This is a genomic window from Stenotrophomonas sp. 63632_Sma, assembly GCF_056482875.1.
Genome location: NZ_CM151220.1, coordinates 1418775 through 1431772 on the forward strand (window position 1 = coordinate 1418775; position 12998 = coordinate 1431772).

Consider the following 12998-nt stretch of genomic DNA (forward strand, 5'->3'; position numbering starts at 1 on the left):
GATGCTGCCGGCGAGTTCGCTGCTGGACACGCCGGCCGCGTCGCTCAACTACCCGGACTGGGCTGCTGCCGCGCGCCAGGCGCTGCAGCAGGCCGACGCGCGCCTGTACCGCCGCTTCGACCAGGGCGACAACATCGAGCGCCTGCTGGCGCTGCGCGCGCGCGCTGCCGACCATCTGATCCGCCTGGCCTGGCAGCGCTGCCTGCCGGCCGACAGCGGGCTGTCGCTGTTCGCGGTCGGCGGCTATGGCCGCGGTGAACTGTTTCCGCGTTCGGACATCGACCTGCTGGTGTTCGGCGATCCGCCGGCACAGCTGGCCCATGAGGCGGCGCTGGCGCGCCTGTTCGCGCTGCTATGGGATTGCGGGCTGGCCGTCAGCCATGCGGTGCGTTCTGCATCGCAGTGCCGCGAGGCGGCAGTGGACCAGACCGTGCTGACCGCGCTGATCGAGGCGCGCCCGATCCTGGCCGATGATGTGGCGCGCCGCGCGCTGCGCGAGGCCGTCGACGATCGTGAACTGTGGCCGGCGCGCACCTTCTTCCTGGCCAAGCTGGAAGAGCTGCGCAACCGACACCAGCGCTTCGGCGATACCGCCGACAACCTGGAGCCGGACCTGAAGGATGGCCCCGGCGGCCTGCGCGATCTCAATACGCTTGGCTGGATGGCGTTGCGTGCCTTCGGCGTGCGTGACCTGGAGGCGCTGGTCGGGCTCGGCCATCTGGGCGCAGACGAAGCGGCAGCACTGAAGCGCGAACGTGCGGTGCTGGCGCGGCTGCGCTTTGGCCTGCATCTGGTCGCGCGTCGCCCGGAAGAGCGCCTGCGTTTTGATTACCAGAAGACCCTGGCGGCACGCCTGGGCTTTGAAGACGATGCCGAGAACCTCGGTGTCGAGAAGATGATGCAGGGCTTCTACCGCGCCGCGCTGGTCGTGCGCCGGATCAGCGACCGCCTGCTGCAGCGCTTCGAGGAACAGTTCGATGGCGAGGCGCAGCCGGAGCCGCTGACCGTGGGCTTTTCCCTGCGCCGTGGTTACCTGGCGGCCAACGAAGCCGACTGGCCGCGCGGCGACATCGGCCAGGTGTTCGCGCTGTTCGCCAGCTGGGCCAACAATCCGCAGGTGCGCGGCCTGCATTCGCTGACCGCGCGTGCGCTGGCCGAAGCGCTGCCACTGCTGCCGGCTTACGACCAGGCTGATGCCGATGCACGCGAGCAGTTCCTGGCGCTGCTGCGCGGCCAGCGCCCGGTCGATACGCTCTCGCGCATGGCGCGGCTGGGCGTGCTTGGCCAGTGGATTCCCGCGTTCGCCCAGGTCAGCGGGCGCATGCAGTTCGACCTGTTCCATGTCTACACCGTCGATCAGCACACGCTGATGGTCCTGCGCAACATCGGCCTGTTCGCCAGCAGTCGCGCCGACGAGCGCTTCTCGATCGCGCACGAAGTGTGGCCGCGCCTGCGCAAGCCCGAGCTGCTGCTGCTGGCCGGCCTGTTCCATGACATCGCCAAGGGCCGTGGCGGCGACCATTCGGAGCTGGGCGCGGTGGACGCGCGCGCGTTCTGCCAGGCGCATGCGCTGAGCACGTCCGACACCGAACTGGTGGCGTGGTTGGTCGAACAGCACCTGCGCATGTCGGTGACCGCGCAGAAGCAGGACATCGCCGATCCGGAGGTGATCCATCGCTTCGCCACCCTGGTCGGCAGCCGCGACCGCCTGGACTACCTGTACCTGCTGACCTGCGCCGACATCGCCGGCACCAGCCCCAAGCTGTGGAATGCATGGAAGGACCGCCTGCTGGCCGACCTGTACTTCGCCACCCGGCGCGCGCTGCGCGAGGGGCTGGAACACCCGGTGCCGGCGGCCGAGCGCGTGGCCGAAGCGCGTGACAGCGTGCGCGCGCTGGTGCGCGAGCGGGGTTACGACGATGCCACCATCGATCGCCAGTTCGCGGTGATGCCCGACGAAGGCTTCATCCGCCTGCGCCCGGAGCAGCTGGCCTGGCAGGCTGCCGCGCTGGTGCCGGTGAAGCAGGGCCAGGCGCTGGTGAAGGTACGCCGGATCAGTGTCGACGATCCTGCGCTGGAAGTCTTCGTGCATTCGCCGGACCGCGACGGCCTGTTCGCCGCGATCGTGATGACGCTGGACCGCAAGGGCTACGGCATCCACCGCGCACGCGTGCTGGACGGTCCGGCCGATACCATCTTCGATACCTTCGAAGTGAACCCGGCCGATACCTTCGCCGATGGCAGCAGTGCCAACCTGGAAGCGGCGCTGCGCGAGGCACTCAGTGGTGACCTGTCGCGCCTGCGGCCGTCACGCCGGGTGGTGCCACGGCAGCTGCGGCACTTCCGCTTCGCCCCGCGCATCGAATTCCGCGATGAGCCGGGCGCAACCCGTTTCGCCCTGGTCGCCCCCGACCGCCCCGGCCTGCTGGCCGATGTGGCGTTCGTGCTGCGCAATCAGGGCCTGCGCGTGCATGATGCGCGCATTGCCACGTTCGGCGAACGCGCCGAAGACACCTTCGTGATCAGTGACGAACACGACCTCCCCCTGACTGAACCTGCCCGGCAGCAGCTGCATGACGCGATGCTGGCCTGCCTGGACCCTGATCGAAACGCCGGAGACCCCGCCTGATGGCCACCAAGCCCGCCAAGAAGACCGCCGCGACCCCCAAGAGCGCAGCGGCCCGGAAACCTGCTGCTGCCGCACCGGCCGCGAAGAAGACCCCAGCGCCGAAGAAGGCCGCTGCGGTGAAGGCCCCGGCGAAGAAAGCGGCTGCGGTGAAGCGTGCTGTGAAGAAGCCGGCGCCGTCCAAGAGTGCCGAAGCGGTCCGCGCCGAAACCATCGCCCGCAAGTCGCTGCGCAAGCCGTCGGCCCCGGGCGTGGAAGAGCTGAAGTTCGGCATCGAGAGTGCCTTCGAGCGCCGCGCTACCTTGACCCTGCACGAGCTGGAAGGCTCGACCAAGCCGCTGGTCAACCGCGTGATTGACGGCCTGGAGAGCGGTGAGTTCCGTGTTGCCGAGCCGGACGGCCAGGGTGGCTGGAAGGTCAACGAGTGGCTGAAGAAGGCCGTGCTGTTGTACTTCCGTGTCAATGACATGGCCGTGGTCGACGCCCGTCCGGCGCCGTTCTGGGACAAGGTCGAATCGCGCTTCGCCGGCTATGACGAGGCGAAGTTCCGCCGTGGTGGCGTGCGCGTGGTGCCGGGCGCGATCGCCCGCCGCGGCACCTACTTCGGCAAGGACGTGGTGCTGATGCCGAGCTTCACCAACATCGGCGCCTATGTCGGCGAAGGCACCATGGTCGACACCTGGGCCACCGTCGGTTCCTGCGCGCAGATCGGCCAGCACTGCCACCTGTCCGGCGGCGCCGGCATCGGCGGCGTGCTGGAGCCGCTGCAGGCCAGCCCGACCATCATCGAGGACCACTGCTTCATCGGTGCGCGCTCGGAAGTGGTGGAAGGCGTGGTCGTCGGCCACCACAGCGTGATCGGCATGGGCGTGTTCCTCAGCCAGAGCACCCGCATCTACAACCGCGCTACCGGCGAGATCACCTACGGCTACATCCCGCCGTACAGCGTGGTGGTGTCCGGCTCGCTGCCGAGCAAGGACGGCACCCACTCGCTGTATTGCGCGGTGATCGTCAAGCAGGTCGATGCCAAGACCCGCAGCAAGACCAGCGTCAACGACCTGCTGCGCGGCCTGGCCGACTGAAGGTGACTGCGCCGGAGGATCTGGCGCAGTCCGCGATCTACCGGCATCCGTCCGACACCCTGGTCGGGCGGATGCTGCCGCGCCTGCTGCACGCCCCGCGCTGGACCCGGCTGCGCCGTGCACTGTCGCGGCGCTGGCCGATGCCGGCGCTGGTCAGTGACGTGCGCGATGTGGTCTACGTGAGCTGGTGGGTCGACGTGCGTCACGCACCAATGCCACCGCCGGGCCATCAATACGTGGTCCATGCCGGACGTACGCCTTACACCATCCTCAGCTACCGTCACGGCCACTTCGGGCCCGCGCTGGCTGGGCCGCTGCGTTCCCTGATGCCGTCGCCACGGCAGAGCAACTGGCGCTGGTACCTGCGTCGTGACGACGATCCGGACGGGACGCCGGTGGTGCTGTTCGACCGCAACGTGATGGACCAGCTGGCCTTCGTCGCCGGCGCGCGCGTTTTCAGCGATGCCATGCAGCCGCATCTGTCGGTGCGCTTCACGCATGCGCTGGATGCCGAAGGGAGTGGCCACACACGGATCGAGGGCGGGCAGGGCAGTGCCCCGGCGCTGCACCTGCAGTGGCAGGCCGCCGCGGGCTGGGACGATGCCGGGTGGGCGGCGGCCTTCGGCAGCCATCAGGCCCTGCTGCGTTTCCTGACCTGCCAGGACGAGGCCATCGCCCGTACCTGCGACGGCCGCTGGGCCAGCACCCGCATCGCGCTGCCGGTGGAGATCGACAGCCTGCAGCCCCTGCGCCTGATCGGTGAGCAGCAGTGTCCGCGGCTGCAGGCGATGGACTTGGCGCTGCAGGAAGGGCTGGCCTTCCGGCTGCCACGGGTGCCGTTCCGGGTCGTGTCCGAGCGCCTGTTGTGAGATTCTGGCCCTCTGTTTTCCAGCATCACAGATGGCCATGAGCACCACTGTCTACGGTTTGAAGAACTGCGATACCTGCAAGAAGGCGACCAAGTGGCTGGACCGCTTCGGCGTGCCTTACACCTTCGTCGATTACCGCGAGAACAAGCCGAGCCCGGAAACACTGCTGGCGTGGGCTGGGCAGCTGGGGGGCCTGGCCGCGATGGTGAACAAGTCGTCCACCACCTGGCGGCAGTTGCCGGACAACCGCAAGGCCGCCGACTCCGAGGCCGAATGGAAGCTGCTGCTGCGTGAATACCCGCAGCTGATCAAGCGTCCGCTGGTGGTCACGGCCGATGGCACGGTCAGCCAAGGCTTCAGCGACAACGGTTTCAAGGCCCGCTTCGGCGTGGGTGACGCATGAGTGCGGTCCTCGACCTGACCTGCGAACTGATCGCACGACCCTCGGTGACGCCGGATGATGCTGGCTGCCAGACACTGCTGGCGGCACGCCTGAAGCAGGCCGGGTTCCAGTGCGATCACCTGCGCCTGGGCGAGGTCGACAACCTGTGGGCGACCCACGGCCAGGGCGCGCCGGTGCTGGTGCTGCTGGGCCACACCGACGTGGTGCCGACGGGCCCGCGCGAGGCCTGGGCCAGCGACCCGTTCACGCCGCAGATCCGTGACGGCGTGCTGTACGGCCGTGGCGCCGCCGACATGAAGGGCAGCGTGGCGGCGTTCGTGGTCGCCGCCGAGCAGTTTGTCGCTGCGCATCCCGATCACCCTGGCACGCTGGCGGTACTGCTGACCAGCGACGAGGAAGGCGATGCCATCGATGGTGTGCGTCACGTTGCACGGCTGTTCGCCGAGCGCGGCCAACGCATCGACTGGTGCATTACCGGAGAGCCATCGTCTACCTCGACGCTGGGTGACCTGCTGCGCGTAGGCCGTCGTGGCAGCCTGTCGGCCAAGCTGCGCGTGCAGGGCGTGCAGGGGCATGTGGCGTACCCGGAAAAGGCGCGCAATCCGATCCATCAGGCGGCACCGGCACTGTCCGACCTGAGCGCAAGGCGCTGGGATGAAGGTTATGAGAGCTTCCCGCCGACCAGCCTGCAGATCTCCAACATCCATGCCGGCACCGGTGCCAACAACGTGATTCCCGGCGAGCTGGAGGTGGATTTCAACATCCGCTACAACCCGCACTGGGATGCACCGAAGCTGGAGGCGGAGATCACCGCATTGCTGGGCCGCCATGGCCTGCAGTACACGCTGAAGTGGCACCGCAGCGGCGAGCCGTTCTACACCCCGGAAGGCACGCTGCGCGCCACCGCGCGTGCGGTGCTGGCCGAGCACATCGGCCGTGCGCCGGAAGAAAGCACCGGCGGCGGCACGTCAGATGCACGCTTCATCGCGCCACTGGGTGCGCAGTGCATCGAAGTGGGGCCGGTCAACGCCAGCATCCACCAGGTGGATGAGAACGTGCGCGTGGACGATCTGGAAGCGTTGCCGGGGCTGTACCAGCGCCTGGTGGAACGGCTGCTGGTGGGAACCCCATGACGGAATGAATCCCGCGAGGGTGGGTGCCGACCGTTGGTCGGCACGCCTCCCGCCGGGGCCGCTTCTCTACTCTGAAAAAATGAAGAACGGCGGCTCGACCGCTTTCTTCCAGTAACTTGGCGCGGCCATGTAGAAGTGTTGCGCCTCGGCTCTGGCGAACCAGCGCGCCGCCGCGTCGGTGTCTTTCTCCACACCCGGCGCACTGCGGCCCAGCAGCAGACCGGCGAAGTACTGGCCGAACACATTGCCCTTCTCACCGGCGCGCTGGTACAGCTGCAGCGCACGCGCCGGATCGCGCGGCAGTCCCATGCCTTTCTCCAGCAGCGCGCCCAGGTCGACCTGCGCTTCGGCGTCGCCGTGCTCGGCACGACGCTGGATCTGCGCCACCAGCGGATGCACGGTGTCACCCTGTGCGGCCACCGCATCCGGCAGTCGCGACGACGAACTCGGGTAGCGCTCGTAGATCATTCCGCGCAGGTCCCAGCGCAGCGCCTGCTGCGCGTCGCCTCGCTGGCGGTAGGCCTTGGCGAGCCCGTAGAACGCATAGGGATTGCCGTGGTTGGCAGCCGCCAGATAGGCGCGTTCGCCACGTCGCCAGGACGCGCGCAGGACAGGTGCAGGGTTGATATGGGGGCTGTCGGCATGCTGCAGCCTGCCGGAGATCCAGATCCGGCCCAGTGCTTCTTCCGCCTTGGTGTTGTGGAAGGTCCAGGGCGTGATCGCGGCAGCACGCTCGTAGTAGGTAACGGCGCGCGGATCGTTGAAACGTTCGAAGGTCTGCGCAGTGTCCCAGGCTCCGTCGAAGCTGCCGTCGGTGCCGCGTTGCTCCAGTGCCTGTTGCTGCGCCAGCGGCAACGTGGAGGGCGGAGGCAGGGTCTGGCAGGCGGGCAGGCCCAGGCAGAGCAGGGCGGCCAGCGCCGCGTTGCGTCCAGTGCGGTGTTGCATTTCCATTACACGTTTCACGGCGGGCCATTATGCGCGCCGGGGAGTGGTTGCCAACGCAACGGTTGCGCCGTGCCGGAAACCGGGGTAGGGTCGATGCCATGTCGATCCGTCTGGTCACCGCCGTCAATAACAACAACCGCAATAATCTGCGCGCGAATAATCGTGCGCGGCCGATGCGGGACTGCGCCCTGGGTAGATAGACAGCAACACACGCCCGGACACCAGAAAACCCGCATCAGCCGATGCGGGTTTTTTTGTGCCCGGGCGCAGCCCCACCCGGGCCTGGATGGCCGGTCGAACACCCTCCCACCCGTGAAATCCCCCAACAGGAGCTCTCCCATGTGTTCGATCTTCGGAATCTTCGGCCTGCAGGCCGGTGACGATCTTCCCGCCCTGCGCCGCCATGCGCTGGAACTGTCGCAGCGCCAGCGCCACCGTGGCCCGGACTGGAGCGGCGTATACCTCGACGAAGGTGCGCTGCTGGTCCATGAGCGGCTGGCCATCGTCGACCCGGCCGGTGGTTCGCAGCCGCTGCTGTCGGCCGATGGCCAGCTGGCGCTGGCGGTGAACGGCGAGATCTACAACCACCAGGCATTGAAGGCGGCGCTGACCACCGCCTACGACTTCCAGACCGGCTCGGACTGCGAGGTGATCAACGCGCTGTATCGCCAGGGCAGTTCGCCGGCGCAGTGGCTGGAACAGCTCAACGGCATCTTCGCCTTCGCGCTGTGGGACCGCGACAGCGGGCGCGTGCTGGTGGCGCGTGACCCGGTGGGCGTGGTGCCGCTGTACTGGGGCCACGATGCCCAGGGGCGCCTGCGGGTGGCCTCGGAAATGAAGGCGCTGGTCGATACCTGTGCCGACGTCGCACAGTTCCCGCCGGGTCACTACTTCGACAGTGCCAGCGGTGAGCTGGTGCGCTATTACCAGCAGCCGTGGCGCGACTACGCTGACGTGCAGGGCCGCCAGGCCGACCTGGCCGAACTGCGCCAGGCCTTCGAGCATGCGGTGGAGCGCCAGCTGATGAGCGACGTGCCGTATGGTGTGCTGCTGTCCGGTGGCCTGGACTCGTCGCTGGTGGCGGCCGTTGCCGCGCGCTATGCGCGTCGCCGCATCGAGGATGGCGGGCAGACCGAAGCCTGGTGGCCGCGCCTGCATTCGTTCGCGATCGGCTTGAAGGGTTCGCCGGATCTTGCTGCTGCGGCGATCGCTGCCGAGGCTCTTGGCACCGTGCATCACGGCTTCGAATACACCTTCGAGGAAGGCCTCGACGCGTTGCCGGAAGTGATCCGCCACATCGAAACCTACGACGTCACCACCATCCGCGCCTCGACGCCGATGTTCCTGCTGGCACGGCGGATCAAGGCGATGGGCGTGAAAATGGTGCTGTCCGGCGAGGGCAGCGATGAGATCTTTGGTGGCTACCTGTACTTCCACAAGGCGCCGGATGCACGTGAATTCCACGACGAGCTGGTGCGCAAGCTGGACGCGCTGCACAACTACGACTGCCTGCGCGCCAACAAGTCGATGATGGCCTGGGGCGTGGAGCCGCGCGTGCCGTTCCTCGATCGTGAGTTCCTTGATGTGGCGATGCGCTTCGATGCCGCGCACAAGATGGTCGGCGCCGGCTTTGGCGGGCGTCGCATCGAAAAGGCGGTGCTGCGCGAGGCGTTCGACGGCTACCTGCCGGACAGCATCCTGTGGCGGCAGAAGGAACAGTTCAGCGATGGCGTTGGCTACGGCTGGATCGACGGGCTGAAGGCGCATGCCGAAGCACAGGTGAGCGACCGTGTACTGGCGGCGGCCGACAAGCGCTTCCCGCACAACCCGCCACAGACCAAGGAGGCGTACTACTACCGCCACCTGTTCGAGCAGTTCTTCCCGAGCCGTGCGGCCGCCGAAACCGTGCCGGGCGGCAAGTCGATCGCCTGTTCGTCGCCGGCCGCCATTGCCTGGGACGCCAGCTTCGCCGCGGCGGCGGACCCCTCGGGCCGCGCGATCGCCGGGGTGCACGAACAGGCACTGGCCTAAGCCCTCAAAAAGGGGACGGAGGGGATTAAGTCGTTTGTGCCACTAACGACTTAATCCCCTCCGTCCCCTTTTTGTATGATCGCCCCCTGCGCATTGGGGAATGTTCATGGACGTACAGGCAGGTGGCGACGTGCCGCCCACGAAATGGGGATGGCGTTATCTGGCCTGGGCCGGGGTGCCGTTGCTGGCTGGCGTACTGCTGGCGCGGTATGCCGGGCCGGCGGCGCCCGAGGCGGTTGCCCGCGCCACCGCCGCCGATGAAGGCGGCTGGGCTCAGCATCTGGCGTCCCCACTGGGCCTGTTCCTGCTGCAGCTGCTGGTGCTGCTGCTGGTGGCCAAGGGCGCGGGTGCGCTGCTCAAGCGCTTTGGACAACCGGCGGTGATCGGCGAGATGGCCGCTGGCCTGATGATGGGGCCGCTGGTGCTCGGCAGCCTGCTGCCGCAGCTGCATGGTGCGTTGTTCCCGGCCAGCTCGCTGGGTCCGCTGGGCATGCTCAGCCAGCTGGGCGTGCTGATGTTCCTGCTGGTGGCCGGTGCCGAGCTGGACCTGGCGGCGCTGCGTGGCCGCCGGCGCTTCGCCTTCACGGTCAGCCATGCCGGTATTGCAGTGCCGTTCGTGCTCGGCGTGGCGCTGGCGATCTGGCTGTATCCGCAGCACGGTCCGCAGGGTGTGGGCTTTACTGCTTTCGCATTGTTCGTCGGCATCTCCATGAGCATCACCGCGTTCCCCGTGTTGCTGCGCATCCTTGCCGATCGTGGGATCACACAGACGCCATTGGGCCAGACCGCGATCGCCTGCGCGGCATTGGGCGATGCCACCGCCTGGTGCCTGCTGGCCTTGATCGTCGCCGCCGCCCAGGCCAGCGGCTGGTTGCCGGCCAGCCTCAACCTGCTGTGCGTGGTCGTGTTCGTGGCGCTGATGCTGGGGCTGGTGAAGCCGTGGTTTGCCCGCCAGCAGATTGCGCCGGGCCGTGAGGGACGTTGGTTGCTGGGTATCCTGCTGCTGTCACTGGCGAGTGCGCTGGTCACCGAGATGCTGGGCATCCACGCGTTGTTCGGTGCATTCGCTGCGGGCGTCGCGGTATCGTCCAACGCGCAGCTGCGCGACCTGTTGATGGCCCGCGTCGAACCGTTCGCGGTGACCCTGCTGCTGCCACTGTTCTTCGCCATGACCGGCCTGCGCATGCGCGCCGATGCGCTGCAGGCCAGCGATATCGTGTTGTGCGTGGTGGTGATCGCGGTGGCCACGGCCGGCAAGCTGCTGGGCACCTTCAGTGCCGCGCGCAGTGCGGGCATGCCCACGCGCGAAGCGTGGCGGTTGGGGGCGCTGATGAACACCCGTGGTCTGATGGAGCTGATCGTGCTCAACCTGGGCTACGAGCTGGGCCTGCTCGGCGATCGGCTGTTCGCGGTGCTGGTGATCATGGCGTTGGTGACCACGGCGATGACCGGGCCGCTGCTGAACCTGATCGAGCGACGCCGGGGCTGAGCGCTGGACGGTAGTGCCGGCCGCTGGCCGGCATCCAGGCTGGTGTGTCCAGCATCATGAGGTTGCCGGCCAGCGGCCGGCACTACCGCGCCGGTACCAGCGTCATCGTGTGCTGCGCCTTGCCGGGCAGGAACGGTGTCGGCCGCCCATGCACCCAGTCTTCGTGGCCGGCGCCCCAGTACGGCGACAGCGGGTGCCCGCTCTGGCCGCCGGGCATGTGCACGATGCCGTCGGCCTCATGTCCGGGCGAAACCACCATGCGTTCGGAGGCGCCGAAGTTCGGCGTCTGCACGCGCGGCATGTCACGGTCGCCGGGCAGCGGGTCGGCGGGCATGCACAGCCAGCGCTTGGCGATGTCCGGCAATGCACGCGCGATGGGATGGCAGAGCGCCGCGGTGTTGCGCTCTCCCCAGGTGCGCTGGGCCAGCGGGCCCTGCTTGGCCAGCTCGCTCTCGGTGCGGCGTGCGGCATCAAGCAGCAGCGCGTCCCAGCTGTCGTAGGCCGGTGGCAGCAGGTTGGCGGGGCGTTGCTGCAGCATCGGCCAGGCCACGCCTTCCAGTTGTGCCAGGCGCGGGTCCAGATAGTCATCGCCCAGCTGCGCGTTGGCCGGCGCCAGCAGTGCATCGGACAGGGTATCCATCACCTGCGTGCGGAACGCGCGCACCACCCGGTAGCTGACCGAGCTGGCCGAGGCCCGGCCGCCCCATTGATGGCTGACCGCCTTCAAGCGCTTCAGTGCAGGGTCGTCACTGCGTTCGATGACGTCATGCAGCAACGCCCACCAGCGCTGCAGAAACACGGCGCGATCATCGAGCTGGATCGCCAGCAGGTCGTGTTCGTCGAAGCGGTCCTGGATGGCGAGCAGGTCGCGGATCTGCTGCGCACGCGCGCCGAGGTCATAGCCACCGTTGCCAACAGTAGCCAGCGCCTCGCCGTCGAGGACGCGTCCGTTGGCGGTCCACAGGCGATGGTTGGGGGGATCAATCAATGCAGGCGAGGCATCGCTGCGGATCGGCCACGGCGCGCAGTCCTGGTTGCTGGCGGCATTGAAGCCGGCCGGCGCACAGCCGGCGCCGCGGTCAGGGCGGGCGCCGATCAGCCGCCAGGCAATGCGGCCGCTGCGGTCGCCGACCACCAGGTTCTGCGCGGGAATGCCGGCGCGGTCGGCGAAGTGCAGTGCACCGTCCAGGTCACCGGCGCGGGCCAGATCAGCGAAATCCAGGCGTACGGCGCCGGGCAGGTGTGCGACCCAGCGCAGGGCATCGCCACTGCCATCGGCATGGGTGTGCAGGATCGGCCCCCAGGCGGTTTCGCGTACCGGGAACAGCACGTCGGCCTGGCCGGCCACCGCAATGCGTTCTTCGTGCACGGTCACCGTGGCGTTGGCCGGTTCCGTGCGGTAGTCCGCCGTGTCGATGTAGCTGTTGGTGAAGCCCCAGGCGACGTGGCCGTTGCTGCCGACGATCACCGCCGGCAGGCCAGGCAGCGAGAAGCCAGTGACGTCGACCTGGCCGCCGGCGGCCTGCGGGTCCGGATAGCGCAGGCGCACCCGGAACCACAGCCCCGGCGCACGCAGGCCCAGGTGCATGTCGTCGGCAACGATCGCGCGGCCGTCGGCGGTGAGTGCGCCGGCCACCGCGAAGTTGTTGCTGCCGATGACGTCCGCCTCCTCCTGCTCGGTGCCCGGCTTTCCCTTCAATGTGCGCAGATCGAGCTGGCTGGCATCGGGCAGAATCGCATTGCCGGTGGCTTCGCCAAACAGCGGTGCATCCCATTCGGTGCCGTCGTGGGCAATCAGCGCGTACAGCGCCGGCGGCACCACCGCACGGATGCGGCTGAGGGCAAGCTCGGTCTGGTTGTTCGGGTCCTGCAGGTCGGCGTACATGGCCAGCCCGGCCAGCACGCTGTCGCTGGCCTGCCACGGTTGCGGTGACTGCCGCAGCAGCAGGTAGGCCCATGGCCGCACGGAGAGATCGGTAAGGCCTTCGTTGACGCCATCCACATAGGCGCGCACGACCGCGCCGTTGTCGCCCAGCGCGGTATCCAGATGCGCCTCGGTGCGGGCGCGCAGGCGGTGCACGCGCATGCGCTTGTCGGCGTCGATGGCCTTCGGTCCGAACAGCGCCGACAGCTCGCCGGCGGCACTGCGGCGCATCAGGTCCATCTCGAAATAGCGTTCCTGCGCATGCACATGGCCGAGTGCGCGCATCGCGTCGGCCTGGCTGCCGGCAGTGATGGTGACCACCCCCAGCGCATCGCGCTCGATGGTGACCGGCTTGGCCAGGCCCGGCAGCGCATGCTCGCCGTCCAGGTCGGCCAGGCTGCCGCGCAGCAGCAGCCACAGGGCCAGTGCGGTGACCAGCACGATGGCGACCAACACACCCAGCACCCAACGCCATGTACGTCGCATCGCACGTCCT

At 68.2% G+C, this 12998-nt stretch carries 9 protein-coding genes; 7 read left to right on the forward strand and 2 right to left on the reverse strand.

Annotated features, from left to right (window positions below; translation table 11 throughout):
• Position 1 precedes the first annotated feature (1 nt).
• The 5 genes from ACZK45_RS06495 to dapE are packed head-to-tail and all read left to right on the forward strand — an operon-like array spanning position 2 to position 6113.
• Positions 2 to 2629, forward strand: coding sequence for a [protein-PII] uridylyltransferase (locus ACZK45_RS06495; protein WP_478445602.1), 2628 nt, complete (start codon positions 2 to 4; stop codon positions 2627 to 2629).
• The gene (dapD, locus tag ACZK45_RS06500; protein WP_253143329.1) at positions 2629 to 3708 is read left to right on the forward strand and encodes a 2,3,4,5-tetrahydropyridine-2,6-dicarboxylate N-succinyltransferase; all 1080 of its coding nucleotides are present in this window, start codon (positions 2629 to 2631) and stop codon (positions 3706 to 3708) included. The genes ACZK45_RS06495 and dapD overlap by 1 nt, the downstream gene beginning before the upstream one ends.
• A gap of 2 nt (positions 3709 to 3710) precedes the next feature.
• Positions 3711 to 4577 carry a hypothetical protein gene (locus tag ACZK45_RS06505; RefSeq protein ID WP_478445603.1) on the forward strand — a complete coding sequence of 289 codons (867 nt, stop codon included), beginning with the start codon at positions 3711 to 3713 and terminating at the stop codon, positions 4575 to 4577.
• 31 nt (positions 4578 to 4608) lie between these two features.
• Positions 4609 to 4980, forward strand: coding sequence for an arsenate reductase (locus ACZK45_RS06510; protein WP_180838119.1), 372 nt, complete (start codon positions 4609 to 4611; stop codon positions 4978 to 4980).
• Positions 4977 to 6113: a succinyl-diaminopimelate desuccinylase gene (gene dapE / locus ACZK45_RS06515; RefSeq protein ID WP_346484895.1), complete on the forward strand. Its 1137-nt coding sequence runs from the start codon at positions 4977 to 4979 to the stop codon at positions 6111 to 6113. Before ACZK45_RS06510 ends, dapE begins: the two co-directional genes overlap by 4 nt.
• 66 nt (positions 6114 to 6179) lie before the next feature.
• Here the strand turns inward: dapE and ACZK45_RS06520 are convergent, their stop codons facing one another.
• The gene (locus ACZK45_RS06520) at positions 6180 to 7058 is read right to left on the reverse strand and encodes a tetratricopeptide repeat protein (RefSeq protein ID WP_478445604.1); all 879 of its coding nucleotides are present in this window, start codon (positions 7056 to 7058) and stop codon (positions 6180 to 6182) included.
• 339 nt (positions 7059 to 7397) lie between these two features.
• Between ACZK45_RS06520 and asnB the strand changes: the two genes are divergently transcribed.
• Positions 7398 to 9089: an asparagine synthase B gene (gene asnB / locus ACZK45_RS06525; protein ID WP_049399515.1), complete on the forward strand. Its 1692-nt coding sequence runs from the start codon at positions 7398 to 7400 to the stop codon at positions 9087 to 9089.
• Positions 9090 to 9189: 100 nt separating this feature from the next.
• A complete protein-coding gene (locus tag ACZK45_RS06530) occupies positions 9190 to 10578 on the forward strand; it encodes a cation:proton antiporter domain-containing protein (RefSeq protein WP_478445605.1) in 1389 nt (462 codons plus the stop codon).
• A gap of 82 nt (positions 10579 to 10660) precedes the next feature.
• Here the strand turns inward: ACZK45_RS06530 and ACZK45_RS06535 are convergent, their stop codons facing one another.
• Entirely contained in the window at positions 10661 to 12988 is a 2328-nt protein-coding gene (locus ACZK45_RS06535; protein ID WP_478445606.1) for a penicillin acylase family protein, read from the reverse strand.
• Positions 12989 to 12998: the final 10 nt, after the last annotated feature.

What these genes read in the sequence shown, in the direction of transcription:
- asnB (WP_049399515.1), top strand. Translation starts at nt 7,398, where the DNA reads ATGTGTTCGATCTTCGGAATCTTCGGCCTGCAGGCCGGTGACGATCTT.
- ACZK45_RS06495 (WP_478445602.1), top strand. Translation starts at nt 2, where the DNA reads ATGCTGCCGGCGAGTTCGCTGCTGGACACGCCGGCCGCGTCGCTCAAC.
- ACZK45_RS06520 (WP_478445604.1), bottom strand. Translation starts at nt 7,058, where the DNA reads ATGCAACACCGCACTGGACGCAACGCGGCGCTGGCCGCCCTGCTCTGC.
- ACZK45_RS06530 (WP_478445605.1), top strand. Translation starts at nt 9,190, where the DNA reads ATGTTCATGGACGTACAGGCAGGTGGCGACGTGCCGCCCACGAAATGG.
- dapD (WP_253143329.1), top strand. Translation starts at nt 2,629, where the DNA reads ATGGCCACCAAGCCCGCCAAGAAGACCGCCGCGACCCCCAAGAGCGCA.
- ACZK45_RS06535 (WP_478445606.1), bottom strand. Translation starts at nt 12,988, where the DNA reads ATGCGACGTACATGGCGTTGGGTGCTGGGTGTGTTGGTCGCCATCGTG.
- dapE (WP_346484895.1), top strand. Translation starts at nt 4,977, where the DNA reads ATGAGTGCGGTCCTCGACCTGACCTGCGAACTGATCGCACGACCCTCG.
- ACZK45_RS06510 (WP_180838119.1), top strand. Translation starts at nt 4,609, where the DNA reads ATGGCCATGAGCACCACTGTCTACGGTTTGAAGAACTGCGATACCTGC.